At 73.2% G+C, this 24505-nt stretch carries 21 protein-coding genes; 5 read left to right on the top strand and 16 right to left on the bottom strand.

From position 1 onward, the window contains the following. The first annotated feature begins 507 nt into the window (after positions 1–507). Together ACZ43N_RS03180 and ACZ43N_RS03175 are read left to right on the top strand one after the other, a co-directional pair. Positions 508–2967, top strand: coding sequence for a protein kinase domain-containing protein (locus ACZ43N_RS03180; RefSeq protein WP_468094606.1), 2460 nt, complete (start codon positions 508–510; stop codon positions 2965–2967). 75 nt (positions 2968–3042) lie between these two features. Then, positions 3043–3777, top strand: coding sequence for an SIR2 family NAD-dependent protein deacylase (locus ACZ43N_RS03175; protein WP_468094605.1), 735 nt, complete (start codon positions 3043–3045; stop codon positions 3775–3777). Positions 3778–3806: 29 nt separating this feature from the next. On the opposite strand, the gene ACZ43N_RS03170 is transcribed toward ACZ43N_RS03175, so the two are convergent. From ACZ43N_RS03170 to ACZ43N_RS03160, 3 genes are all read right to left on the bottom strand, one after another. Continuing rightward, the gene (locus ACZ43N_RS03170; protein WP_468094604.1) at positions 3807–4289 is read right to left on the bottom strand and encodes a methylated-DNA--[protein]-cysteine S-methyltransferase; all 483 of its coding nucleotides are present in this window, start codon (positions 4287–4289) and stop codon (positions 3807–3809) included. An 18-nt stretch (positions 4290–4307) separates the two neighbouring features. Further along, complete coding sequence (locus ACZ43N_RS03165) at positions 4308–5816, bottom strand: AlkA N-terminal domain-containing protein (protein WP_468094603.1); 1509 nt, start codon at positions 5814–5816, stop codon at positions 4308–4310. A gap of 85 nt (positions 5817–5901) precedes the next feature. Then, positions 5902–7860 (bottom strand): heavy metal translocating P-type ATPase, encoded by a 1959-nt coding sequence (locus tag ACZ43N_RS03160; protein WP_468094602.1) that lies wholly within the window; start codon positions 7858–7860, stop codon positions 5902–5904. A 57-nt stretch (positions 7861–7917) separates the two neighbouring features. Between ACZ43N_RS03160 and ACZ43N_RS03155 the strand changes: the two genes are divergently transcribed. Next, positions 7918–8289 carry an ArsR/SmtB family transcription factor gene (locus ACZ43N_RS03155; protein ID WP_055523282.1) on the top strand — a complete coding sequence of 124 codons (372 nt, stop codon included), beginning with the start codon at positions 7918–7920 and terminating at the stop codon, positions 8287–8289. A gap of 229 nt (positions 8290–8518) precedes the next feature. Here the strand turns inward: ACZ43N_RS03155 and ACZ43N_RS03150 are convergent, their stop codons facing one another. The 9 genes from ACZ43N_RS03150 to ACZ43N_RS03110 form a co-directional block, all read right to left on the bottom strand. Continuing rightward, positions 8519–9028 carry an O-acetyl-ADP-ribose deacetylase gene (locus tag ACZ43N_RS03150; RefSeq protein ID WP_468094601.1) on the bottom strand — a complete coding sequence of 170 codons (510 nt, stop codon included), beginning with the start codon at positions 9026–9028 and terminating at the stop codon, positions 8519–8521. Between the two features lie 58 nt (positions 9029–9086). Next, on the bottom strand, positions 9087–10271 hold the full coding sequence (locus tag ACZ43N_RS03145) for a cytochrome P450 (protein ID WP_468094600.1): 1185 nt from the start codon (positions 10269–10271) through the stop codon (positions 9087–9089). A 15-nt stretch (positions 10272–10286) separates the two neighbouring features. After that, a complete protein-coding gene (locus ACZ43N_RS03140; protein ID WP_468094599.1) occupies positions 10287–11804 on the bottom strand; it encodes an alkaline phosphatase family protein in 1518 nt (505 codons plus the stop codon). Positions 11805–11815: 11 nt separating this feature from the next. Then, complete coding sequence (gene eboE / locus ACZ43N_RS03135) at positions 11816–12979, bottom strand: metabolite traffic protein EboE (protein ID WP_468094598.1); 1164 nt, start codon at positions 12977–12979, stop codon at positions 11816–11818. 10 nt (positions 12980–12989) lie between these two features. Then, positions 12990–13844, bottom strand: a complete 855-nt coding sequence (locus tag ACZ43N_RS03130) for a TatD family hydrolase (RefSeq protein WP_468094597.1) — start codon at positions 13842–13844, stop codon at positions 12990–12992. Between the two features lie 62 nt (positions 13845–13906). Next, positions 13907–14686: an EboA domain-containing protein gene (locus ACZ43N_RS03125; protein WP_468094596.1), complete on the bottom strand. Its 780-nt coding sequence runs from the start codon at positions 14684–14686 to the stop codon at positions 13907–13909. A gap of 87 nt (positions 14687–14773) precedes the next feature. Beyond that, positions 14774–15622, bottom strand: coding sequence for a sugar phosphate isomerase/epimerase family protein (locus tag ACZ43N_RS03120; protein WP_468094595.1), 849 nt, complete (start codon positions 15620–15622; stop codon positions 14774–14776). A gap of 120 nt (positions 15623–15742) precedes the next feature. After that, positions 15743–16798, bottom strand: a complete 1056-nt coding sequence (locus ACZ43N_RS03115; protein ID WP_468094594.1) for an SCO3242 family prenyltransferase — start codon at positions 16796–16798, stop codon at positions 15743–15745. A 113-nt stretch (positions 16799–16911) separates the two neighbouring features. Next, complete coding sequence (locus ACZ43N_RS03110; RefSeq protein WP_468094691.1) at positions 16912–18324, bottom strand: phytoene desaturase family protein; 1413 nt, start codon at positions 18322–18324, stop codon at positions 16912–16914. A 131-nt stretch (positions 18325–18455) separates the two neighbouring features. On the opposite strand from ACZ43N_RS03110, the gene ACZ43N_RS03105 reads away from it, so the two are divergent. Further along, positions 18456–19058 (top strand): hypothetical protein, encoded by a 603-nt coding sequence (locus ACZ43N_RS03105; protein WP_468094593.1) that lies wholly within the window; start codon positions 18456–18458, stop codon positions 19056–19058. Here ACZ43N_RS03105 and ACZ43N_RS03100 read toward each other — a convergent pair. From ACZ43N_RS03100 to ACZ43N_RS03085, 4 genes are all read right to left on the bottom strand, one after another. Continuing rightward, positions 18994–19839, bottom strand: a complete 846-nt coding sequence (locus ACZ43N_RS03100; protein ID WP_468094592.1) for an inositol monophosphatase family protein — start codon at positions 19837–19839, stop codon at positions 18994–18996. The genes ACZ43N_RS03105 and ACZ43N_RS03100 overlap by 65 nt on opposite strands. A 113-nt stretch (positions 19840–19952) precedes the next feature. Continuing rightward, positions 19953–21779: a gamma-glutamyltransferase family protein gene (locus ACZ43N_RS03095; protein ID WP_468094591.1), complete on the bottom strand. Its 1827-nt coding sequence runs from the start codon at positions 21777–21779 to the stop codon at positions 19953–19955. 99 nt (positions 21780–21878) lie between these two features. After that, positions 21879–22706 (bottom strand): class I SAM-dependent methyltransferase, encoded by an 828-nt coding sequence (locus ACZ43N_RS03090; RefSeq protein WP_468094590.1) that lies wholly within the window; start codon positions 22704–22706, stop codon positions 21879–21881. 205 nt (positions 22707–22911) lie between these two features. Next, positions 22912–23604, bottom strand: coding sequence for a DUF4232 domain-containing protein (locus ACZ43N_RS03085; RefSeq protein WP_468094589.1), 693 nt, complete (start codon positions 23602–23604; stop codon positions 22912–22914). A 187-nt stretch (positions 23605–23791) separates the two neighbouring features. Between ACZ43N_RS03085 and ACZ43N_RS03080 the strand changes: the two genes are divergently transcribed. Beyond that, positions 23792–24463, top strand: a complete 672-nt coding sequence (locus ACZ43N_RS03080) for a hypothetical protein (RefSeq protein ID WP_468094588.1) — start codon at positions 23792–23794, stop codon at positions 24461–24463. Positions 24464–24505: the final 42 nt, after the last annotated feature.

The raw sequence follows: 24505 nt of genomic DNA, 5'->3' as shown, positions 1-24505 counted from the left end.
GGACCGGGTGGGCTGAGGACCGTCGACCGGGTGGGCTGAGGACCGTCGACCGGGTGGGCTGAGGACCGTCGACCGGGTGGGCTGAGGACCGTCGACCGGGTGGGCTGAGGACCGTCGACAATGCGCCACGGCTACCCGCTGTCGCATGGACCGGCCGTTGACAGGAGTCACCTGACCTATTGTCAACTTGCCTTGTACGGACGGTGAGAAGAGCACCCGTCAGGCTTGATGGAAAATTAAAGCGTTGGCTGAAAATGCTGCCCGTCGGCCACTCCAGCCTCTAGGCTGACCGGCAACCCCGTCCGAGCGACCGCTCTGTGCCCTCGCTCCGGAACCGGGGCGGCACTCGGGATTCCTGGACCGGCGTCCCGGGCGCGGGCCGCGGCTTCGGCTGGATGCGGGGCTCTGGGGAGCGGTCCTACGGGGTCCGCCCGGACATGCCGGTCTCCCCCCCACCGGCGCGGGCCGTTTCTCGCCCGTCCCCACCGAGAACAGGCAGCTGAGGTCATGGAACCACTTGGCCCCGACGATCCCGCAGTACTGGGCCCCCACCGGCTCGCGGCCCGGCTCGGCGCGGGCGGGATGGGGCGGGTCTACCTGGCACTGTCCCCGGAGGGGCGATTCGTCGCGGTCAAGGCCATCCGCCCGGAGCTGGTGGGCGACCAGAGCTTCCGTATCCGTTTCCGTCGTGAGGTGGAGGCGGCGGGGGCGGTCGGCGGCCGGTACACGGCGCCCGTGGTGGACGCCGACCCGGACGGCCCGACCCCCTGGCTGGCCACGGACTACATCGCGGGCCCCACCCTGGCCGAGGCGGTCTCCGAGCACGGGCCGCTGCCGGCGGAGTCGGTGCTGGCACTGGGCGCCGGGATCGCCGAGGCGCTGATCTCCGTGCAGGCCGCCGGGCTGGTGCACCGCGATCTGAAGCCCTCCAACGTGCTGCTCGCCGCGGACGGTCCGCGTGTCATCGATTTCGGTATCGTCCGCGCCACCGACGGGTACGACCTCACCCGCTCCGGCGCGCTGTTCGGCTCCTTCGAGTACATGTGTCCCGAGCAGGCCACGGGTGAGCCGCTGGGCCCCGAGGGCGATGTCTTCTCCCTCGGTTCGGTGCTCACGTACGCCGCGTCCGGACACGCCCCGTTCAGCGGGACGGCGGCGGCCACGCTCCTCTACCAGGTGGTGCACAGCCCGCCCGACCTGACGGGCGTACCCGATCCGCTCGACAAGATCATCAGCCTCTGTCTCACCAAGGACCCGCGGCTGCGGATCACCCCGGACAAGCTGGCCGCGGCCTGCGCGCCCGGCGGGGTGGAGCAGGTCACGGACGACGGCTGGCTGCCGCCCTCGGTGACCGCCTCGATCGCCCTCCGCGCGGCGGCCGTCGCCACCTTCGCCACCGCACCGGACGACGTGCTCACCGGCCCGTCGGCCGGGAACGGTCCGGAGCCCTACGCGTACGGCCGCGACGGTACGGGCGGCGTCCAGGAACAGGAGCGGGCGACCCGTGGCAACAGCCGGGACGGGGCACCATACGCTCCCGACCGCGCACCGTACGCCCCGGACCGGGCACCGTATGTCTCCGACGCGGCGTCCCGCGCTCCCGAGGGCGCACCGTACGGCGTCGACGGGCCGACGCCGTACGCGTCGGAAGGCCGTGACCACTACGGCCACCCGGCGGAGGCGACGGCGACCACCGATCCGCCCGGCACCGAGGCCCCCGGCATTCCTGCCGGCGGCTCCCCCGGGCAGCCGGAGCCCTACCGCTCCGCCTCCCCCGGGCACCGCAGGACGCAGCCCCGGTCGGGCCCGTCCAGGCGAACGGTGCTCGCCGCGTCCGCGGCCTCCACCACCGCGGCCGCCATCGGAGGTGCCGTGTTCTTCTCCCGGCGCCGGACACCGGACGGGCGGACGGCGACACCGCTCGGCCCGGCCCCCGAGCCGACGTGGGTGTACCGGGGCGACCCGCTGCTCCAGGCGCCGGCCGTGTTCCACGCGGGGACGGCCCTGGTGAAGACCCGGCCGGGTGACATGGTCTGTCTCGACCTGAAGAACGGCGCCCGCCCCCGGTGGGTCTACCAGGGCATCAGCCAGTCGCCCACCCCGGTGGCGCTCGCGCGGGACGCGGCGGTCGCGCTGGGCGAGGGCTCGACGGTGATCGGGGTGGACCCGGCCGACGGCTCGGAGCGGTTCACGATCGACTTCGGGCCGGACTTCCGGTTCACCACGCTGCTCGGCGTCGTAGACGACCGCTTCATATCCGTCATCGGTGTCCGGCTCCAGCGGGACTCCGTGGAGCAGGGGGTGGCGACGTCCATGGACACGGTCTTCGGCGTCGATCTCGCGGCCCGCCAGGCCGAAGTCATCCCCATCAGCCCGGAGGACGTCGGCATCCGCCTGGCACCGGTCATCATCCCCGGCTACTTCGTCTATGCCGACGGTCTGCGCAATGTGACGGTCAGGGACACCGACAGCTCCGGCGTCCTGTGGCGGCATCCCGTCGGCTACGACCTCCGGCCGGGCCTCGCCGTCCTCGGCCGGACGGTGTTCGCCATCGGCCAGGAACTCAAGGCCCTCAACCTCGGCACCGGCAAGGTGCGCTGGCGGGTGAGCCCCGACGACGGCCAGTTCACCTCCCTCGGCGTCCACGGAAACACGGTGTACGTCACCGGCACCAACCCCTCCGGCGTGTACGCGTTCAACGCCGCGACCGGCTCCCGGCGCTGGTTCTGCCCCACCCCGCGCCTCAACGTCGACCTCCCGGTAACCACCGGGCCGGGCGCGGTCTACGTCCCCGCCTACAAGAACAGGAACGGCTTCTACGCCATCGACGCCGCCCGCGGCAGGCTGCTGTGGAACTTCACCGACGGCGTGGAGACCGGCGTCAACGACTGGCAGCTCGCCTGCGACCGCTCCGGCCTGCTGGTGGCCCAGCACTACGACCGCGCCTACGGCATCCCCGCCGTCTGAGCGGCCCGTCCCCGCGCCCTCGGGGCACCCGATATCCGCTGGTCCCGGCGGGACGGGCGACCTAACCTCGGCCCCATGAAGAAGCCCCTCGTCGCCATCCTCAGCGGCGCCGGTGTCTCCACCGACTCCGGCATCCCCGACTACCGCGGCCCGAACGGGCTGTGGCGGAAGGACCCGGAGGCCGAGAAGCTGGTGACGTACCAGTACTACATGGGTGACCCGGACATCCGCCGACGCTCGTGGCAGCTGCGACGGCAGAACCGGGCGCTGAACGCCGAACCGAACGCGGCGCACCGGGCGGTGGCCGAGCTGGAGCGGTCCGGGGTGCCGGTGCGGGTGATCACCCAGAACGTGGACGGGCTCCACCAGCTGGCCGGGATGCCCGCCCGCAAGGTCCTCGAACTCCACGGCACGGCCCGGTCCGTGGTGTGCACCACATGTCATGCCCGTACGCCGATGGAGGACGCGCTCGCCCGTGTCGACGCCGGCGAGGACGACCCGCCGTGCCTGGAGTGCGGGGGCGTGCTGAAGTCGGCGACGGTGATGTTCGGCGAGCGCCTCGACCCGGTGGTGCTCGGCGAGGCCGTCTCCATCACCAAGGCGTGCGAGGTGTTCATCGCCGTAGGCACCAGCCTCCAGGTCCAGCCAGCCGCCGGGCTGGCCGGGGTCGCCGCCGACCACGGGGCCCGGCTGATCATCGTGAACGCCGAGCCCACTCCGTACGACGAGCTGGCCGACGAGGTCGTCCGGGAGCCGATCGGAACCGCGCTGCCGGAGCTGCTGCGCCGGATCGGCTCCGTGGGCGGTTGAGCGGCCGGCCAAAACGTCCGAAGGGCCGGTCAGAAGAGCGCCGTGCCCCGTTCGAAGTCCAGCAGGCGCCGCTTGCGGTCCAGGCCGCCGCCGTAGCCGGTGAGGCTGCCGTCGGAGCCGACCACTCGGTGGCAGGGCACGATGATGCCGACGGGGTTCCTGCCGTTGGCGAGGCCGACCGCGCGGGACGCCCTGGGGCTGCCCAGGGCGCCGGCCAGGTCGCCGTACGAACGGGTCTCGCCGTAGGGGATCCGCACGAGCTGCTCCCACACGCTGCGCTGGAACGGCGTGCCGTGCAGGCGCAGTGGGAGGGTGAACTGCTTCAACTCGCCCGCGAAGTACGCCTGCAGCTGCTCCTCCGCTTCGGCGAAGAGGGTGTCGTCGCGGGTGCCGAAGTTCTCCTGCGGCGGGCGGTGGCGCTGTCCGGTCATGTAGAGGCCGCACAGCACCCCGTCGTCGGCGACGAGGGTGAGGGGGCCGTACGGGCTGTCGATCACTGTGTGCTGCTTCATGGCATGTCCTCGAACGTGCTACGCGGGAAGGAAGTTGATGGGGTGACGGTCCGTCGCCCACAGGTACTGGACCGCGTACGCCCGCCAGGGCCGCCAGGCCGCCGCGCGGGCCGTGAGCGCGGCCGGGGTGGAGGGCAGGCCCAGCTCCGCGGCCGCCCGCCGGACGCCGAGGTCGGTGGGGAGGAAGGCATCGGGGTCGCCGAGGGCGCGCATGGCGATGACGTCGGCGGTCCAGGGGCCGAAACCGGGCAGGTCGAGGAGGCGGGCGCGGGTCTCCGCCCAGTCGCTGTCCACCCCCAGGTGCAGCTCGCCCTCCGCGAGGCGGCGGACCAGGGTGGTGAGGGTCGTCCGGCGGGTGCGGGGCATCCCGAGGCTCTGGGGGTCGACGGCTGCGAGCGCCTCGGGCGAGGGGAAGAGATGAGTGAGGTCGCCCTCGGGGTCGTCGACCGGTTCGCCGTGGGCGAGGACCAGGCGGCCCGCATGGGTCCGGGCGGCGGCGGTGGAGACCTGCTGGCCGAGCACCGCCCGCACGGCGAACTCGGCCTCGTCGACGGTGCGCGGCACGCGGCGCCCTGGGGCCTTGTCGATCAGCGGGGCCAGTACGGGGTCCTCGCGCAGTTGCTCGTCCACCGCCACCGGGTCGGCGTCCAGGTCCAGCATGCGACGGCAGCGGCTGATCGCGACGGGCAGGTCACGCAGATCGCTGAGGGTGAGCCGACAGGCGATGTGGTCGGGTCGCGGGGTGAGGCCCACGATGCCGTGCCCGTACGGCAGCCGGAGTGTGCGCCGGTACGCGCCGTCGCGCCACTCCTCCACCCCCGGCACGGCGGTCGCGGCGAGGTGTCCGAAGAGATTGTCGGGGTTGAGCGGGGCCCGGAAGGGAAGACGCAGCGCCAGGACACCCGGGGTCCCGGCGGAGTTGCCGGGTGCCACGGCCGGGAGCCCGGCCCGCTTGGCGGCGCGTCCCCGCAGCTCGCTGGGTGAGAGCGCGAAGACCTCCCGCACGGTGTCGTTGAACGTCCGGATCGAGGCGAACCCGGCGGCGAACGCGATCTCCGCCATCGGCAGCGCGGTCGTCTCGATCAGCAGCCTCGCGGTCTGCGCCCGCTGCGCGCGGGCGAGGGCGAGCGGTCCGGCCCCCAGTTCCGCCAGCAGCTGCCGCTCGACCTGCCGGGTGCTGTACCCGAGCCGCCGGGCCAGGCCCGGCACGCCCTCCCGGTCGACGACACCGTCCGCCACGAGCCGCATGGCCCGGGCCACCAGGTCGGCACGCTGGTCCCATTCCGGTGACCCCGGACTCGTGTCGGGCCGGCACCGCTTGCATGCCCGGAACCCGGCCTGCTGGCAGGCCGCCGCGCTCGGATGGAACGTCATGTTCTCCGGCTTCGGCGGAACTGCCGGGCAGCTCGGCCGGCAGTAGATCCGTGTGGTCAGCACCGCGGTGAACACCCACCCGTCGAACCGCGCGTCCTTCGACTGCACGGCCCGCACACACCGCTCGACGTCCCTGTACATCCCGTTCCGCATGGCTCAAGCATCGAGCACGGGAGGGGCCGGGGCTGGCGAGAATCCGACATCGAGGTGAGGTGACCTCGCGGTGGCCGGCGTCCCCCTACCCCACGGCCCGCCGCCAAGCGCCCTCCCGCAGCAACCGCAGTCCGTTGAGCCCCACGAGCACGGTGGACCCCTCATGCCCGGCGACCCCGAGCGGCAACGGCAGATGCCCCACCAGGTCCCACACCACCAGCACCGCGATACACACCCCCGCGATCACCAGGTTCTGCACCACCAGCCGCCGGGCCGCCCGCGACAACCGCACCACCGCCGGAATCGCGACCAGCTCGTCCCGTACGACCACCGCGTCGGCCGTCTCCAGTGCCAGGTCGGACCCGGCCCGCCCCATCGCCAGCCCTGAGTGCGCGGCGCCCAGCGCGGGCGCGTCGTTGACCCCGTCCCCGACGAACAGCACCTTGCGGCCCTCGCCGTCCTGAAGCTCGCGTACGGCCGTCACCTTGTCCTCCGGCAGCAGCCCGGCCCGTACCTCGGTGATCCCGGTGCCTGCGGCCACCTGCGCGGCGGTCCGCGGGTTGTCCCCGGTGAGCAGCACGGGAGAAGCGCCGGTCACCACGACGAGCCCCGCGACGGCGGCGGACGCGTCGTGGCGCACACGGTCCGTGAGCGTGAGCAGTCCGACGGCGACCCCGTCCCGCTCGACGAGCACGGTCGTCCCGCCGGAGACGAGGTCGTCGCCCGCGCCGCCCCGCCCCGCGTCGTACTCCGCGGGCCGTCCCACGGTCACCACACGCCCCTCGACCGTGGCCCGTACGCCCCGCCCCGGTGTGGCCGCGAACTCCTCGGCTGGAGCCACCCGCAGCCCGCGCGCGCCGGCCGCGGCCACCACCGCGCGGGCCAGCGGATGCTCGCTGGGGTGCTCGGCGGCAGCGGCCAGCGCCAGCAGCCCGTCCTCGTCGAGCCCGGAACCCGGCAGCGGCCGTACGGCGGTGACCTCGGGTGTGCCCTCGGTGAGCGTGCCGGTCTTGTCGAGCGCGGCGACGTCGATCTCCCCCAGCCGCTCCATCGCGACGGCCGACTTGACGAGGACGCCGTGCCGGCCGGCGTTGGCGATGGCGGAGAGCAGCGGCGGCATGGTGGCCAGCACGACCGCGCAGGGCGAGGCGACGATCATGAAGGTCATGGCCCGGAGCAGGGCCTCGGTGAGGTCCTCGCCGAATGCCGGCGGGATGCCGAAGACGGCGAGGGTGGCGACGACCACCCCGACGGCGTACCGCTGTTCGACCTTCTCGATGAACAGCTGGGTGGGCGCCTTGGTGCGGGTCGCCTCCTCGACGAGACCGACGATCCGGGCGATCACCGAGTCGGCGGGGTCGCGTTCGACGCGGACGCGCAGCGCGCCGCTGCCGTTGAGGGTGCCGGCGAAGACCTCGTCGCCCGGCGCCTTGGGTACGGGCAGGGGCTCACCGGTGATGGTCGCCTGGTCGGCCTCGCTCTCGCCCTCCAGGACCTGGCCGTCGGCGCCGATGCGTTCGCCGGGACGGACCAGCACCACGTCACCGACGGCGAGCCGGTCGGTCGGCACGGTCTCCTCGGTGCCGTCCGGGGACAGCCGGGTGGCCGTGGTGGGCGCGAGGTCGAGCAGGCCGCGTACCGAGTCGGCGGTGCGGGCGGTGGCGAGGGCCTCCAGGGCGCCGGAGGTGGCGAAGATCACGATGAGCAGGGCGCCGTCGAGGACCTGGCCGATCGCGGCGGCGCCGAGCGCCGCGACGATCATCAGCAGATCGACGTCGAGGCTCTTCTCGCGCAGCGCCCGCAGCCCTTCGAGGGCGGGCTCCCAGCCGCCGGCCGCGTAGGCGACGGCGTAGAGCGGGCCGTACAGCCAGGCGGAGGCGCCGGCGAGGTCCAGCGGGAACGCGAGCAGGAAGGCGACGGTCGACGCCAGGGCCCAGCGCGCCTCGGGCAGGGCGAGGACGCGGGTACGGCGGCGGGGGGCCGTCGCCTCGGGCGTACGGCGGACCGGTGACGGGGCAAGAGTGGCAGACACCCGAGCCACCATACAGGAACATATGAAGACTCATTCATGCCTTCATGTGCGATGAGTAAGATACTCGCCATGGGTCATGGAGCCGTAACCGCCACCGCGCAGGACGCCACCCCTCGCGTGCGTCTGGACGCGGGCAACGTCGCGAAGGTGGCCACCACCCTCCAGGCCCTGTCCACCCCGTCCCGGCTGCTGATCCTGGCCCGGCTGCGCGAAGGCCCGCTCCCGGCGACCGAGTTGGCCGCCGAGGTCGGCATGGAACAGTCCGCGTGCTCCCACCAGCTGCGTCTGCTGCGGAACCTGGGACTCGTGGTGGGCGAGCGCCGGGGCCGCTCGGTGGTGTACGCGCTGCACGACCACCATGTCGCCGAGCTGCTGGACCAGGCCGTGTACCACGTGGAGCATCTGCGGCTGGGGATCAGCGACGCGCCGGAGGGCGACTGAGCCCGCGGACGGCCGGGCCCGGAGCCGAGCCACAGGCGGCACATGCGGGAAACCCGAAGAGTCCGGGCCGGTGGTCCAGCTCGCTCCGGGGCGGAAAGAGCCGGGGCCGAGAGCGCCGGGGCCGAAAAGCGCCGCGCCGTCGGCGAAAGGCCGCCGACGGCGCCGAGGACCGGCCTCGGGAGCCCGGGTCCCTCCTGGATCGGCTCCCGGAAGCGCGCCCGGACCGCGCTCAGGGCAGCTGTGCCGCGAACGCCTCATAGGCCCGTTCGTCGAACAGGACGAACCTGACCTCCTCGACCGACGTCTCGGTGGAGCGGACGGTTTCGACGGCGATGCGGGCGGCGTCGTCCATGGGCCAGCCGTAGACGCCGGCCGAGACGGCGGGGAAGGCGACCGTGCGGGCGCCCAGCTCGTCGGCGACCCTGAGGGATTCCCGGTAGCAGGAGGCGAGGAGGGCGGACCGGTCCAGGCTCTGGCTGTGGACCGGGCCCACCGTGTGGATGACCCATCGGGCGTCCAGTTCACCGGCCGTGGTGGCCACCGCCTGCCCCGTCGGCAGCCCCTTGCCGTAGTGCGACGCCCGGAGCCTGCGGCAGTCCTCCAGGATGGCGGGACCGCCGCCCCGGTGGATCGCGCCGTCCACTCCTCCCCCGCCGAGGAGGGAGGAGTTCGCGGCGTTCACGATGGCGTCGACGGACTGCTGGGTGATGTCCCCCTGGACGAGGGTGATGGTGGTCATGACCTCCTCTATAGCAGCAGTCGCACGCCCTCCACCCGGGAGCAGGGCGCCCCGTCGGTCACCAGGCGACCGGCAGGGCCCGCACCCCGTGGACCGGGCTCAACGGCTGGGCGAAATCCTCGGGGGCGGCCGTCAGGTGCAGGCCCGGCAGCCTCTCGAAGAGGGCGGGCAGGGCGATCCGCAGCTCGGCGCGGGCGAGGGACTCACCGACGCAGTGGTGGGCTCCGTGCCCGAAGGCGAGGTGCCGGGACGCGTCGCGGGTCACGTCCAGCCGGTCGGGCACGGGGTAGACGGCCGGGTCGCGGTTGGCCGCCTGGAGGGGCACGATCACGCCCTCGCCGGCGCGGATGAGGACGCCGCCCACCTCCACGTCCTCCGTGGCGACCCGTCGCATGCCCGAGTGCACCACCGTCAGGTACCGCAGCAACTCGTCCACCGCGCCCGGCCACAGCGCGGGGTCCGCGCGCAGCGCGGCGAGCTGCTCCGGGGCGCGCAGCAGGGCCACGGTCGCCAGGGCGATCATGTTCGCGGTGGTCTCATGGCCTCCGAGGAGCAGGACGAACGAGACCCCGACGGCCTCCTCGGCCGTGGCCTGGCCGGTGGCCACCCGCTCCGTCGCGAGCCGGGAGAGCAGATCGTCGGCGGGCTCCGCGGCCCGCCGGGCGAGGAGCTCTCCGAGGTAGCCGTACAGGGCGGCGCGGGACGCCATCGCCTCCTGCGGACTGGTGGCGATGGTGAGGAAGGCGCGGGCCTGGCTCTGGAAGAACGCGTGATCCTCGTACGGCACGCCGAGCAGTTCGCAGATCACGAGCGAGGGCAGCGGCAGGGCGTACGCCTCGACGAGGTCCGCCTCGGTGGCGCCGTCGGCCGTCATGGTGTCGATCAGCTTCTCGGCGTGCCGGGTGACGCAGGGGCGCAGCCCCTCGACACGGCGGTGGCTGAAGTCACTGATCAGCATGCGCCGCAACCTGCTGTGGTCGGCGCCGTCCATCATGAAGATCTGCCCCGGGGTGCGCGGCGTTGGCCGGGGACGCAGGGTCGGGTAGCCCTCGCGGGTTCCGTCGGCGCTGAAGCGCGCGTCCGAGAGCACCGCGCGGGCGTGCTCGTGCCGGGTGATCACCCAGGGGCTGCTGTCGCCCCAGAGCTCCACACGGCGGATCGGCTCCTCCGCCTGCCACTTGGCGTATTCCGGGGCGGGGTCGAGCAGGGGGCGGGCGGTGGGGAGTGGGGGGTGCGTGGTCATCGCGGTGTGCCGTTCCTAGTTCGCGTCGGAAGTCTGGGGGGCGTCGGCGGTGCGGGGATCGCCGGTGGGATGCGGGGCGTCGGTGGGATACGGGGCGGGGTGGGCGGGCCCGTCGGTGGCGGTGAGGCCCGCGAGGGTCAGCAGCAGCCGTTTGACCTCGGTCGCGGCGTACGTCTCGCGAGCCTGGCCCGGTGCGGAACACAGCAGTACGGGGCCGTCGTCCGGGTGGGCGGGCAGCCGGCCGTGGCTGCCGCTGACGCCGGAGGGGTCCAGCGGGACGGTGCTGATGCGGTAGCGGAACCCGAGCTTCTTGCGGGCCACCTGGCCGATCGCGCGCAGCTTCACCGCCGGGACCGTCTCGTCGTACAGCAGCTCGGCGGGGTCGTAGCCGGGCTTGCGGTGGATCTCGACCTGGCGGGCGAAGTCCGGGGCGAGTGCGTCGTCGAGCCAGTAGTAGTAGGTGAACCAGGCGTCGGGGTCGGCGACCGCGACCAGTTCGCCGGAGCGCTCGTGGTCCAGGCCGTGGGCCTTCTTGCCCTCGGCGTCCAGCACCTGGTCCACGCCGTCGAGTCCGGCGAGGAGCGCCGCGACGTCGGCGGTGTCGGCCGGGTCGCGGACGTAGACGTGGGCGGTCTGGTGGTCGGCGACGGCGAAGGCCCGTGAGGTCCACGGGTCGAGGTACTCCATGCCGTCCTGAGTGTGGACGTCGAGCAGCCCGGCGCGGCGCAGGGCGCGGTTGATGTCGACGGGGCGGGAGACGGGGGTGATGCCGTACTCGCTGAGCGCGACGACCGTGGCGCCCTCGCGCAGGAAGTGGTCGATCAGCGGGCGCAGCGCCGCGTCGAGCCGGCGGGCGCTCTCGATCGTCTCCGGCGAGTCGGGGCCGGACCGCTGGGGCTCGTAGTCGAGCTGGGGGACGTAGACGAGGGTGAGGTCGGGCCGGTGTTCGTCGAAGACCTGGCGGGCGGCGCCGAGGATCCACCGGGTGGAGGGCATTCCGGCGTTGGGGCCCCAGTAGGTGAACAGCGGGAACGGGCCGAGGCGGTCGGTGAGTTCGTCGTGCAGGGACGGCGGCCAGGTGTAGCAGTCGGGTTCCTTGCGGCCGTCGGAGTAGTAGACGGGGCGCGGGGTGACGGTGAGGTCGACGTCCGCGCCCATCGCGTACCACCAGCAGATGTTGGCGACCTTGTAGTCGGGGGCGGTCCTGCGCGCGGTGTCCCAGATCTTCTCGCCGCCCACGAGCGCGTTGTGCTGCCGCCACAGCAGGACCTCGCCGAGGTCGCGGAAGTACCAGCCGTTGCCCACCGCGCCGTGTCCGGCCGGGGTTTCGCCGGTGAGGAAGGTGGACTGGACCGTGCAGGTCACGGCGGGCAGTACGGGGTCGAGGCGGGCCCGGAAGCCGCGCTCGCCGAGGGCGGCGACGGCGGGCATGTGCCTCAGCAGCTTGGGGGTGAGGCCGACGATGTCGAGGACGACGAGCCGGGTCACGGGCGGGGCGCCCACCGGTGGGGTGCTCACCGGCGGAGTACTCATGGGCGGGATGCTCACTGGTGGTCCTCCTTGAGGCCGAGTCCGGTGATCCGGTCGCGGGCCCAGGCGAGTTCGGCGGCGATGCCCCCGGCCAGATCGGCGGGCGGCTCGGGGAGGACGGACCAGGTGTAGGTCTCGACCTCGATGTGGTCGCAGTGGACCGAGGGCCCGCCCAGCAGTCCCGCCAGGACGGCGGTCAGCTGGTCGGCGGTGGTGCTCAGCGGCGGCTCCGGGTCGGCGTGCAGCGGGGCGTGGAAGTGGACGCGCCAGGGCCCGGTGCCGGTGGGCAGGCCGCCGTCGAGGGCATCCGGCAGATCGTCGACGGCCTGGACCTGCGCCTCGGGCGCGGACGCCGTACGGGTCTGGTGGAGGAACCGTGGCTCCGCGAGGCGGCGCAGGGCCGCTCGGGCCGCAGGATGGGCGGGGTCGGCGGCCTCGACGGCACAGGACGCCTGAAGTTTGACCACCGGCAGCCCGGCGTCCGCGAGGCGGGCGAGGGCCGCCCCGGGCTCCTCGAACTGCACGGCGAGGTGGCAGGCGTCGAGGCAGACGCCGAGTCGTTCGGGGTCGAGGCCGCGCAGTTCCCGTACGGCCTGGGCGGTGGTCTCCAGGACACAGCCGGGCTCCGGTTCGAAGCCGACGCGGACGCGGCGGCCGGTGTCCGACTCGATCGCGGCGAGCCCGGCGGCGAGGCGGTCCAGGGCGCGTCGGGCGGTCTCGGCACGGTCGGGGGGCCAGGGCGTGCGCCAGGCCAGCGGCAGGGTGGAGACACTCCCCCGTGCGGCGTCGGCGGGGAGAAGCGCGGCGAGTACGCGGGCGCAGTCGAGGGTGTGGCGCAGCCGCGCCTCGTCGGCCCAGTCGGGCAGGTAGACGTCCTTCTTGACCACCTCGCGGTGGAAGCCGGCATAGGGGAAGGCGTTGAGGGTGACGGTCTCCAGGCCGCGGGCGGAGAGCTCGGCCTTGAGGCGCTTCACCTCGTCCTCGTCGTCGACGAGCCGGGTCACCACGTCACGGGCGAGCCAGAGCCCGATGCCCAGCCGGTCGACGCCGAGGCGTTCGCGTACGGGCTCGGCGTAGGCGGTGAGTTGACCGATGACGCCGTCGAGGTCCTCCGCCTGGTGGACGTTGCTGCAGTAGCCGAGGTGGACGGCGGTGCCGTCCGGGTGCCGGAATCGCATGGCCCGTCGCTCACTCTCCGCCGCGGCGGATGGAGTTGCCCTGGAAGCTCGACTCCTGGTCCGGCTTGGGCTCGTCGAGGTCCAGTCGGCCGCTCTGGCCGTAGAAGTCGACGGGGTTGCGCCAGAGCACCTGGTCCACGGTGTCGTCGTCGAAGCCGGCGGCGAGCATCGCATCCGCCGTCTTCCGTGTCTTGAGCGGGTCCGAACGCCCCCAGTCTGCGGCCGAGTTGACGAGGATACGGTCGGTGCCGTGCTCCTGGAGGACGCCGACCATGCGGTCCTCGCTCATCTTGGTCCTCGGGTAGATCGAGAACCCGGCCCAGCAGCCGCTGTCGAGGACCATCCCGACGGTCAGCTCGTTGAGGTGGTCGAGGAGCACGAGTTCGGGGGCGATGCCGGACTCCCGTACGACGTCCAGGGTGCGGCGGGTGCCGGTGGCCTTGTCGCGGTGCGGGGTGTGCACGAGCGCGGGCAGCCCGTGCTCCACGGCGAGCTGCAGCTGAAGGGCGAGCGCCTCGTCCTCCTCCGGTGTCATGGAGTCGTACCCGATCTCGCCGACCGCGACCACCCTGTCCTTGACGAGGTAACGGGGCAGTTCGTCGAGGACGGGACGGCAGCGCGGGTCGTTGGCCTCCTTCGGGTTGAGCGCGATGGTGCAGAAGTGCTGGATGCCGAACTGGGCCGCCCGGTACGGCTCCCAGCCCAGCAGCGCGTCGAAGTAGTCGTAGAAGCTCTCGGGCGAGGTACGGGGCTGGCCGAGCCAGAAGGCCGGTTCGACGACCGCGCGGACCCCGGCCGCGTACATCGCCTCGTAGTCGTCGGTGGTGCGGGAGGTCATGTGGATGTGAGGGTCGAGGATACGCACGGTCTGGTCTTCTCCTCGGATTCTTCGGTGTGCAGGACGGGTTCGGTGGGGGGCCTGCGGGTCTACCGGAGTGCCTTCAGCGCGCGTTCGGCGGCCTCGCGGCGCTCGGGCGCGGTGGCCCGTGTCTCGGCGGTGAGCTTCTCGGTGAGGGCACCACGGGCGGGGTGGGCCCGGACGACGGGCCAGATGTCGTGGGGGACGTCCCGGCCGGCCGCGACCCGCTCGTGGGCGAAGTCGGCCAGCATCCGGGCGAGTTCGGCGTCGGCGCGGGAGTCGAGTCCGGCGACCCGGTCGAGCGGGATCTCCTGGAAGACGCACTTGAGCACGGCCTGCCGGTACTCGGTGTCCGGGAGGCGGGCGGCGCCGTACGGCCCGAGGGCGGCCTCGATGACACTGCTGTCGTTGCCGCGCAGGGCCTCGCGGACGAGGGGGAGGGCCAGGTCGGCGAGGGGCTCGCTGCCGGCCCCGGTGGCTGGCTCGGCCTGGGGCTCGGGCCGGGGCACCTGCGCGGTGGGTGCGTCGAGCAGGGGCAGGGCCCGCAGGACGGCCCGTTGTTCGGCCGGGTCGCCGTGGCGGAAGAGGCCCGCCAGTTCGGCGGCGAGAGAGGCGCCGGTCAGGGGCAGGGCCATGAGCAGGACGGCACGGGCCGCCTCGTCGGCGGTCCAGTGGGCGTCCAGTCGGGCGCGTCCGCAGTGTCTGCGGGCGGCGGGGAACAGGGTCCGGACGGCGGCGGGGCGGGCGGCGACGCGGGTTTCCGCGTCGGCGAGCCAGGAGCGGGCGGCCGGTTCGAGTGGGTGGCGGGAGAGAGCGCTTCGGGGGTCGGGGAGCAGAGGTGCGGGCATGCCGAGGGACGCCATGGCGGAAGAGCCTCCGGTGGGGGGTGGAGGGAAGCGGGGGCGAAGGAAGGGGAAAGGAGGTGACGGAGCGGGTCAGGCCGCCGCCGCGCGCAGGAACTCGATGGAGCGGCGGGCGACGTCGGGGGCGTCGAGGGAGCCGCCCTGGATCTCCACGGAGACCAGTCCGCGGTGGCCGAGGTCCCGCAGGGCGGTGAGCACCGGCGGGAAGTCGATCTCACCGGCGCCGAATTCGAGGTGCTGGTGGACGCCTCGCCGCATGTCCTCGATCTGCACGTTGAGCAGTCGCGGCGCGGCGAGCCGCACACACTCCAGGACCGTCCGCTCCTCCACGCAGTAGGCGTGGCCCACATCGAGGGTGATCCCGAACAGCTCGTGCCCGCCCACGAGTTCGGCCAGTTCGAGGCACCGCTCGACGGTGTCGACGAACATGTACGGCTCCGGCTCGAAGGCCAGCGAGACGCCGTACTCCTCGGCGGTCTCCAGGACGGACTCGACGCCCGCCGTGAGCCGCTTCCAGGCGTCCTGCCCCGGCAGTCCGTCGCCCGGCGCGGGCCCGCTGCACAGGTGCACGGTGGGTGAGCCGAGGTCGGCGGCGATGCGGACGGCCCGCCGCAGCAGGTCGATCCGCTGCTCGGGCGTGTCCGACATCAGGGTCGGTTGGTGCTTGCCCCAGGGGTCGAGGAGATAGGGCGCGCCCGTCTCGAGGGTGACGTCGAGGTCGTGCCGGTCGAGGTCGCAGGCGATCTCGGCGACACGCCGGTGCAGGTCGGTGGCGTACGGGTCGAGGTGTCCGTGGTCGAGGGTGAGGGCGACTCCGTCGTAGCCGAGGTCGGCGAGGATCGTGAGGACGTCGTCGAGCCGGTGGTTGGTGAAGCCGTTGGTGCCGTAACCGAATCTGAGGGGGGTGGGGGGCGCGGTCATACCGGCGTCTGCTCCTGCGGAGGCTCGTGCTGGCTCAGGTGGGGATCAGGTGCTGGAAGCTGGGGATCAGGTGGGGATCAGGTGGGGATCAGGTCTGGAAGCTGGGGATCAAGTGCTGGATCAGGTGGGGGAGACGCGGCGGGCGAGCCGCCGGGCCAAGGGGTGGGCGACGCCGAGGGCCGCCGCGGCGACCGTGGCTCCGCTGCGCGCGGTCAGCGCTGTCTGGAGGGGCATGAGCCCGAGGATTCCGGCCCCGACGGCCCGCCGGACGTTCTCGCCCGACGGCTCCCGTACGGCGCGGATCTGGGCCGTGCCGTAGCTGCCGAGGTAGGCGAGGGCTCCGGCGCCGACCACGGCGGCCCGGGTGACGGCCGACCGTGCGGCGGGCGTGGTGCCGAGGCGCTGTGCGAACCGCCGGGCGGTGGTCGCGGGCGCGCCTGCCGTGGACGGTGCCGCGGCGGTGCTCGCCGAGCCTGCCCGAGCGGAGGCGATCGCCGTACGGACGGCGGGGAGCGCCGTGGCGAGGGCCGTGGTCGTGGCGGCGGCGAGGGTCGAGGCGGGCACCCGGGCGGGGGCGCCGGAGATCTCGTGGCGGCTGAGGGCGGACAGGGTGTACGTATGGGCCCCGACGAGCGCCGCCGGGACGGCACCACGCAGCAGTGCCTCGCCGGTTGCGCCGGGGCGCCCGGCCGCCAGCGCGCCCCCGAGGACGTCCAGGGCCCGGGCCGAGGCCATGGCGGCCGCTCCCGCCGGGGTGGACTTGAGCTTCAGGTCGTACGCCCAGATCGCGCCGGTCAGCGCAAGCGCTCCCAGGAAGCTGCGGCGGCCGCCCGAGGCGGCGGCGAGTCCGAGGCCCGCGGCGGTGAGCGCACCGGCGACGCCGAGGGCGGTAGCGCGGGGGACGCGACCCGAGGGGACGGGCCGCTCGGGGCGTTCGACGGCGTCGATCGTGGCGTCGGCGTAGTCGTTGAGGGCCATGCCGGCCCAGTAGAGGCAGACGGACGATCCCATGATGCCCAGCGTCGCCGCGCTCACCGGACGTCCGGCGGCAGCGGCGCCCGCGAGGACGTCACCCGGGACGCTGAACGCGGCCGGTGCCCGTACGAGTTGAGCGAGATCCGCGAGGCGCACGGCAGGCCGCGGGCCGGAACGGAAATCCCCTCTCCGATCCTTCATGGCGGCAACCTACCCCTGCCGCTTGAGCATTCATGCGGAGAAAATCCAAAGAACCTTTCGGTTTCGTGACTTGATGTTGCCTACCGATGAACTCATTTGTGTGCTCGTGGTCGTCAGAGTTCCTGGCGCAGCCTCCGCCACACCGCCTTGGCCGCGTTGTGCCCCGACATGCCGTGCACTCCGGGGCCGGGTGGAGTGGCCGACGAGCAGATGAACACGGCCGGGTGGGGGGTCCGGTACGGGTGGAGCGTCACTTTGGGGCGGAGCAGCAACTGGAGGCCGGAGGCGGCGCCGCAGGCGATGTCACCGCCGACGTAGTTGGCGTTGTGCGCGGCGAGTTCGGGCGGGCCGGCGGTGGCACGGGCGAGGATCCGGTCACGGAACCCCGGTGCGAAGCGCTCCAGTTGGCGCTCGACGGCGTCCGTCAAGTCCCCGGTCCAGCCGTTCGGGACGTGGCCGTACGCCCAGAAGACGTGCTTGCCCTCGGGGGCGCGGGTCGGGTCGACAAGGCTGGGCTGCACGGTGATCAGGAACGGCCGGTCGGGGGCGTGGCCGTGCCGGGCGGCGGCGTCCAGCGCGGTGCTGATCTCCGCCCTGCTCGCCCCGACCTGGACCGTGCCCGCGGCGCGCGCTTCCTCGGCGGTCCAGGGCACGGGGCCGTCCAGCGCGTAGTCGATCTTGAAGACGCCGGCGCCGTACCGGTACGACGCGTAGGCGCTCCCGAAGCCCGCGATCCGGGCCAGGGCGGTGGGCGAGGTGTCGAAGACATAGGCGCGCGCGGGCGGCAGGTCGTCGAGCCGCTTGACCTCGTAGTCGGTGTGGACGGTGCCGCCGAGGTCCTTGAGATAGGCGGTGAGCGCCTCGGAGATGGCCTGGGAGCCGCCGCGGGCGACCGGCCAGCCGGCGGCGTGCGCGGCCAGCGCGAACACCAGACCCACGGCGCCGGTGGCGAGCCCGCCGAGCGGGGCGATGACATGAGCGACCAGCCCGGAGAACAGCGCGTTGGCCTTCTCGTCCTTGAAGCGGCGCATCAGCCAGGTGGAGGGTGGCAGCCCGGCGAGACCGAAGCGGGCGAGGGTGACCGGGTCACGGGGCAGCGCCGACAGCGGCAGCGACATGAAGTCCCGCACCAGTGTGTCCCACTTGGGCAGGAAAGGCTCGACCAGTCTGCGGTAGGCGCCCGCGTCCCGCGGCCCGAACGAGGCGGCCGTCTCCCCCACCGAGCGCGACAGCACCGCCGCCGAGCCGTCGAGGAACGGGTGCGCCATCGGCAGCTCGGCGTGCAGCCACTCCAGGCCGTAGCGCGCGAGCGGCATCGCGTTGAACGCGGGTGAGTTGACGCCCAGGGGGTGAGCCGCCGAGCAGGGGTCGTGCCGGAAGCCGGGCAGGGTCAGCTCGGCGGTGCGGGCGCCTCCGCCGACCGTGTCCTTGGCTTCGAACACCGCCACGGAGAATCCGCGGCGGGCCAGCTCCACGGCAGCCGTCAGGCCGTTCGGCCCCGCCCCCACCACCACCGCGTCGAGCATCGCCGGCACGTTCGGACCCCTTCGTCAGCCGATGGCCATCGAGCGCCGCGGACGGGCTTCCGCCCGGCGGCGAACCTGCGCTCAGGATATGCCCGACCACGACGGCCCCGGGCATGGGTAGGCTGCGCCGGATGACGCGCCGGTTCCGTTTCACCGACCCCGAGCAGGATCTTCGGCACTGGTTCGAGGTGGGGGACGACGGCCGGGTACTGCGGCAGATCTCGTTCCAGGGCGGGGAGCCGGCAGCCCTTGTCGCCGCCGACCCGGCCGAACGGGCGGAGGTCGGGCAGGTCGGCGGTGCGCTCGGCGTCCAGCTGTACGAGGTCGTGTACGGCGCACCCCGGCCGGGGCCGGTAGCAGAACCGGCGGACGCGGTGCCGGTCACCGAGCTGGAGTTCGACCTGGCGTGGGGCCGTGCCCGCAGCCATCGCCAGTGCGATGTACGGCACGACTCCGGCCCCGTCCCCGTCGGCGGGCGTCTGCCCGGCACCTTCACCGTCTCCCCGTGGGGCCCTGGCCTCACCGGGGTGTTCGTGGACCTCGGTCTGCCCGTGCCTGGCTTCGTCGACGCCCTGATCCTTCTGCGGGCCGGGTGTCAGTGGCCACCGGACGGCACGCCCGCCGTGTTCGAGGTGATCGACATCCGGATGGGCAACGGCAGCTGCCAGCTCAGACTCCGGCCGACAGCAACTCCCGCACCCGGCGAGCCGTGGCCGCGTCCCGGGCCGCGGTGAACGGCAGGGTGTTGCCGCCGGTTATCCGGAAGGGCTCGTCCGCGAGGGTCAGGTGGGCGCCGCCGGACTCCTCGACGAGGAGGAGGCCCGCCGCGTGGTCCCAGGCGGCCTCCCAGGAGAACGCGACGGCGTCCGACCGGCCCCGGGCGATGGCGAGATACTCCAGCCCCGCCGACCCGCACGCGCGCGGGGCGACGCCCTCGGTCCACAGGCCGAGCAGCGCCGCCTTCTGCTCCTGCGTGGTGTAGTCCGGGTGGGAGGTGGCCACGTCGAGGTCACGGCCGGGCTCCGGCGAGCCGGCCCGAAGCGGCTCGCCGTCCAGCGTGGCGCCCTTGCCCCGTATCGCCACGGCGAGCCGGTCGAGCGCGGGCGCGTACGTCCAGGAGGCGCGCACGACCCCGTCCAGGGCGAGGGCGACGAGCGTGCAGAAGCCGGGCTCGCCGCGCACGAACTGCCGGGTGCCGTCCACCGGGTCGACGATCCAGACCGGCGCGTCGCCGCGGATCGCCTCGTACGACGCCGGGTTGGCGTGGACCGCCTCCTCGCCGACCACGACCGAGCCGGGCAGCAGCGCGGGGAGCGCCTCCGTCAGACACAGCTCGGCCTTGCGGTCGGCGTCGGTCACCAGGTCGTGCGGGCCGTTCTTCTGGTCGACCTCGTGCTCGGCGAGCTGCCGCCAGCGCGGCATGATCTCCGCGGCGGCCGCCTTGCGGATCGCTTCCTCGACGTCGGAGGCGTTCCGGGCGAGAAACTCGTCGATGGTTTCGTTGTCTTCGATCATGCCTCCATCACAGCACGCACCGCTGACAATCCCCACCCGGCCGGTGCACTCCGCATGGAATCACCGTGAACAGCGGGTCGGGTGCGGCCGGGGAGGACTGCCGAGACCCTCGCTCAGCGCCCGACCGCGTACCCCTGCATGCCCCGTGGGTTCGCCGCCGCCGACAGCACGCCGGTCCCGGGGTCGCGCGCGACCACGCAGAGGCGGCCCTCGGACCAGGGTTCGCCGACGGTGACGTCATGGCCGCGCCGGCGCAGTTCCGTGACGACCTCCGCGGGCATGCGGGACTCGACGGTGACACTGCCGGGGCGCATACCGCGCGGGAAGAAGGAGCCGGGGAAGCCGTCGTTGTGCCAGTTCGGGGCGTCGATCGCACCCTGGAGGTCGAGCCCGCCCCGGACCGCCGGGCGCAGGGCGACGCCCAGGAAGAAGTGCAGCTGCCACTGGTCCTGCTGGTCGCCGCCGGGTGTCCCGAACGCCATCACGGGCACCCCGTCGCGCAGCGCCAGCGTGGGGGTGAGCGTGGTGCGGGGCCGGCGTCCGGGGGTGAGCGAGTTCGGCAGCCCCTCGTCCAGCCAGGCCATCTGCAGCCGGGTGCCGAGCGGGAAACCCAGCTCGGGCACGACGGGGTTGGACTGCAGCCAGCCCCCGCTGGGCGTGGCAGCCACCATGTTGCCCCAGCGGTCGACGACGTCCAGATGACAGGTGTCGCCCCGCACGCTCCCGTCCGCCCCGGCCTCCGGCTCCCCGGGCACCGGCGACCGGGGGCTCTTGGCGACCGTGGGTTCACCGACGCCCATGGGGTTGAAGCCAGGCGCGTCGGTGGCCACCACGCGCGCGTGGGGGCTCAGTCGCGGGGTGCGCCCTCCGGGGCTGCCGGGCCGCAGCTCGTACGAGGCCCGGTCGCCGATGAGCGCCCGCCGCTCGGCGTTGTACGCGTCGGACAGCAGCTCGGTCAGCGGCACCGGCGCCGCGTCCCCGTACCAGGCCTCACGGTCCGCCATGGCGAGCTTGCAGCCCTCGATCAGCAGATGCGTGTAGTCGGCCGACCCGTACGCGGGCAGGTCGGGCGGCAGCAGGGCGAGTTGCTGGAGGAGCACCGGGCCCTGGCTCCAGGGGCGCGCCTTGCACAGGGTCCAGCCGTTCCAGTCGTAGGTCGCCGGGGACTCGTAGGAAGCGGACCAGGCGGCCAGGTCGGCCATGGTGAGGGTGCCGGAGCGGCGTTCGCCGCTGGTGTCCAGGGTGGGCCGCCCGGCCTGCCGTACCAGGGCCTCGGCGATGAAGCCGGAGCGCCACACCTCCCGCGCCGCCTCGATCCTGGCCACGCGGTCCCCCGCCCCCTCGACCTCGGCGAGCAGCCGCCGCCAGGTCGCGGCCAGGGCGGGATTGCGGAACAGCTCGCCGGGGCGGGGCGCCCTCCCGCCGGGCAGATAGACCTCCGCCGACGAGACCCACTCCTTCTCGAAGAGGTCGCGCACCGACTCGACGGTCGCCCCGACGTTCTCCACGGGCGGGTGTCCGTCCTCCGCGTATCCGATGGCGTACTTCAGGACGTCGGCGAGGTCCTTGGTGCCGTGGTCGCGCAGCAGGAGCATCCACGCGTCGAACGCGCCCGGCACGGCGGCCGCCAGGGGGCCGGTACCGGGTACGAGGTCGAGACCGAGTCCCCGGTAGTGCCCGATCGTCGCCCCGGCGGGCGCCACGCCCTGCCCGCACAGGACCTGGACCTCGCCGTCCGCCGTCGCGAGGACGATGGGGACCTCCCCGGCCGGCCCGTTGAGGTGCGGCTCGACGACGTGCAGGACGAAACCGGCGGCGATGGCCGCGTCATGGGCGTTGCCGCCGTCCTCCAGGACGGCCATCGCGGACTGCGAGGCGAGCCAGTGCGTGGAGGACACCATCCCGAAGGTCCCCTGGAGCGTCGGTCGAGTGGTGAACACGGGCGGACTCCTCACAGCACGACGATCGTCCGCCGATCGTACGCAGCGCTCCGAGTCGCCCTCAGGGGCGCGGTGACACGCGGCCGTTCACCACCCGCCTCACGCTCGCCGCCCCACCGTCAGCACGTGCCCGCTCGTGCCCAGCAGCGACGGCTCGGACTCGATGCGCCGGGTCGCCGCCAGCACGGCCTCCCTGCGCTCGGGGTCGTCCAGCCACTCCTCCACGTCCCCCATCAGCCAGGCGACGCCCTCCACACCGTACTGGCCCTCGCAGAGCAGTCCGGCCGCGTCGAACTCGCCCGGCACCTCGGCGGGGTCGGCGAAGTAGGCGGTGGTGAAGTGCGGGTCCTCGCGTGAGCGCCGGTGCATGCCGTCGGCGGAGACCGCGTCGACACGTGTACGACGCTCCGGGAGGAAGTAGTTCCCCTGCCGGAGCGTGTCGTTGAGCCCCGCATACCGGTTGATCGTGGCCGCGACCACCACACCACCGGGCCGGACGGCGCGACGGGCCTCCGCGAGCGCCCGCACCCGCTCCGGGCGTTCGGGCAGGTGGTAGAGCGGTCCGAGGAGCAGTACGACGTCGTACGCGGTGTCCTCGGCGGGCAGCGCGCGGGCGTCCCCGAGCCTGGCGGTGACGCCGGGCAGCAGCCCCGACCGTTCGACGTGCATCGGTACGGGGTCGACGACCTCGACCTCGTGGCCGTCTCCCGCGAGCCATGCCGCGTGGACGCCCGTGCCGCCGCCGACGTCGAGGACGCGCGCGGGGGCGTCGGGCAGGAACCGTCGGAGGATCTCCTGGGTGCGCCAGAACTCCAGCCGTCCGGCGCCTTCGGTGAGGCGGGTGTTCTCGCCTCCCCGCTCGTAGTAGGCGAGGATCTCCTCGCGCAGGGAAGGGGTTCCGGGTGCTCCGGACGGTAACCGGGTCATGCGCCAAGGGTGCTGAGCGCAGTCGAGGCGGTGCAACTGGTTAAGGGGTCCTTTCACTATGAGCGTCCGATCAGGTCGCGTGGTCCGGTGTCGTGCATCGCAAGGCGCCGGAAGGTCCTCGTAGCGGAGCTACTGGGACCTTTGGGCAACGCGGCGAGGTGCGGCACCAGACCACGCGACCCGGGCGGGCATAGTGCAAGGACCCCTAAGAGCCCTGCGGGGCCTTTGCCCAGGCCCTGGTGCCGAGGCGTCCGGTGGTGCCGAGGTCGATGCCGCCGTCGGGGGTGAGTACCTGCGCGGGCCTGCCCTCGGCCGTGGCGACGCGCAGATGGGGGGCGTTGACGGCGGGTACGTCCGCCTCGGTGACGGTGTTGCGCCAGACCAGCGAGGTGGTGGCGGACTCACCTGGCTTCAGCGTCACCTTGTGCGGGCCCGGGTCGGGCACGCCCGTGGTGATCTCCTCCGGTCCGCGCAGGACACGGACGTCGACGGGTTCGCGGTCCTCGTCGAGCACCTGGACCGAGGGATAGCCGTTCACGGTGTACGGCCTCGTGCCGCAGTTGGTGAGCGTCACCGTCATCGCGCGCAATCCCATCGCCGCTTCCACGAGACCCGGGAGCATCCGCACCCCCGAGGAGGGGCAGGCGTCAGCGAGGTCGGCCGACGGCGCCTCGGTGGGCCACACCTCCAGGTCCGACGGCACTCCCTCGGGCAGTTCATCGGCGTGCACGCCACCGGGGCGTTCGGTTCCCGCGGACGAGGCCGCCGTCGAGGGCACGGCCCGGTCGGGGTTCGCCTCGCGGTCGATCTCCTCCGAGAGTCCGCAGCCGCCGACAGCCAGGAGCAGGGCGGCGAGCAGGGAGCCACGGGAGGCTGTGCGGCCGGTTGTCGGGATCATGACCCGATCCTGACACGCGCGCCGGGCGGAAGCCGTGACTCCGCCAAGTCGCCCCTCGCTGAACGGTGGGGGGTGGTCACCACGTACACACGGAGCGAGGTCGCACTTTCGCCCCACAGGCAGTCGTGTGACACTGACGTACCCCACCGACCGGCGGTACCGCCGCCTCGACCCCGAGAAGTGCGCTGTGCGTGATCTTCCTCTGCCGCTAGCCCTCACCGTGCGTCTGCTTCCGGTCGCCGTACTCGCCACGGCGGGCTGGGCGTTGTCGTCCGGTTCGTCGGACACGAGCCCGGCGGGGAAGGAGTCCGCGCCGAACACCGCGTCCGGGCCCATCTCCACCTCCGAGTCCGCGCCGGCCACGTCCGCGGCCACCAAGACGTACGCGAAAGCACCGGCCCCCTGCGGCGCCGTCACGGCGAAAACGGTCAAATCCCTTGTTCCGGGCGCAAAGACGGCCGGCAAGGAGATAGCGTCGACCAACGAGTCCGTACGCCGCACCTGCTCCTGGAACGCCCTGAAGGGCTACGACTACCGCTGGCTCGACATCTCGTACGAGATCCACCAAACGGACGCCAAGGCCGAAACCACCTACAAGGAACGGATGTCGCAGAAGAGCGGCGGCGGCGCGGTGCCCGGTCTCGGTGACGCGGCCTACTCCGTCGTGAACCTCACCACCGAGGACAAGCAGCAGACACGCGAGGGCGTGGTGTACGCGCGCGTGGCCAACGCCCTGGTGGTCGTCACGTACAACGGCAGCGACTTCGAGTCGCAGAAGGCGCCCGGCACCGACGAGATCAACAAGGGCGCCATCAAGGCGGCGAAGGAGGCGGTGGCCGCGCTGGAGGCCACCCAGTAGGGGTACGCCTCCGGCGCGACCACCGCCGCCACGGTCAGGGAC

The organism is Streptomyces sp. NPDC030814 (assembly GCF_055572155.1).
This window is presented reverse-complemented; position numbering and strand designations above follow the sequence as displayed.

Bases quoted from the DNA above. Each gene is read 5' to 3' on its own strand.
- ACZ43N_RS03160 (WP_468094602.1), bottom strand. From the start codon at position 7,860: ATGGTGGCTCGGGTGTCTGCCACTCTTGCCCCGTCACCGGTCCGCCGT.
- ACZ43N_RS03175 (WP_468094605.1), top strand. From the start codon at position 3,043: ATGAAGAAGCCCCTCGTCGCCATCCTCAGCGGCGCCGGTGTCTCCACC.
- ACZ43N_RS03115 (WP_468094594.1), bottom strand. From the start codon at position 16,798: ATGAAGGATCGGAGAGGGGATTTCCGTTCCGGCCCGCGGCCTGCCGTG.
- ACZ43N_RS03100 (WP_468094592.1), bottom strand. From the start codon at position 19,839: ATGATCGAAGACAACGAAACCATCGACGAGTTTCTCGCCCGGAACGCC.
- ACZ43N_RS03140 (WP_468094599.1), bottom strand. From the start codon at position 11,804: ATGAGTACTCCGCCGGTGAGCACCCCACCGGTGGGCGCCCCGCCCGTG.
- ACZ43N_RS03085 (WP_468094589.1), bottom strand. From the start codon at position 23,604: ATGATCCCGACAACCGGCCGCACAGCCTCCCGTGGCTCCCTGCTCGCC.
- ACZ43N_RS03180 (WP_468094606.1), top strand. From the start codon at position 508: ATGGAACCACTTGGCCCCGACGATCCCGCAGTACTGGGCCCCCACCGG.
- ACZ43N_RS03125 (WP_468094596.1), bottom strand. From the start codon at position 14,686: ATGCCCGCACCTCTGCTCCCCGACCCCCGAAGCGCTCTCTCCCGCCAC.
- ACZ43N_RS03105 (WP_468094593.1), top strand. From the start codon at position 18,456: ATGACGCGCCGGTTCCGTTTCACCGACCCCGAGCAGGATCTTCGGCAC.
- ACZ43N_RS03165 (WP_468094603.1), bottom strand. From the start codon at position 5,816: ATGCGGAACGGGATGTACAGGGACGTCGAGCGGTGTGTGCGGGCCGTG.
- ACZ43N_RS03145 (WP_468094600.1), bottom strand. From the start codon at position 10,271: ATGACCACGCACCCCCCACTCCCCACCGCCCGCCCCCTGCTCGACCCC.
- ACZ43N_RS03090 (WP_468094590.1), bottom strand. From the start codon at position 22,706: ATGACCCGGTTACCGTCCGGAGCACCCGGAACCCCTTCCCTGCGCGAG.
- ACZ43N_RS03155 (WP_055523282.1), top strand. From the start codon at position 7,918: ATGGGTCATGGAGCCGTAACCGCCACCGCGCAGGACGCCACCCCTCGC.
- ACZ43N_RS03150 (WP_468094601.1), bottom strand. From the start codon at position 9,028: ATGACCACCATCACCCTCGTCCAGGGGGACATCACCCAGCAGTCCGTC.
- ACZ43N_RS03170 (WP_468094604.1), bottom strand. From the start codon at position 4,289: ATGAAGCAGCACACAGTGATCGACAGCCCGTACGGCCCCCTCACCCTC.
- eboE (WP_468094598.1), bottom strand. From the start codon at position 12,979: ATGCGATTCCGGCACCCGGACGGCACCGCCGTCCACCTCGGCTACTGC.
- ACZ43N_RS03120 (WP_468094595.1), bottom strand. From the start codon at position 15,622: ATGACCGCGCCCCCCACCCCCCTCAGATTCGGTTACGGCACCAACGGC.
- ACZ43N_RS03110 (WP_468094691.1), bottom strand. From the start codon at position 18,324: ATGCTCGACGCGGTGGTGGTGGGGGCGGGGCCGAACGGCCTGACGGCT.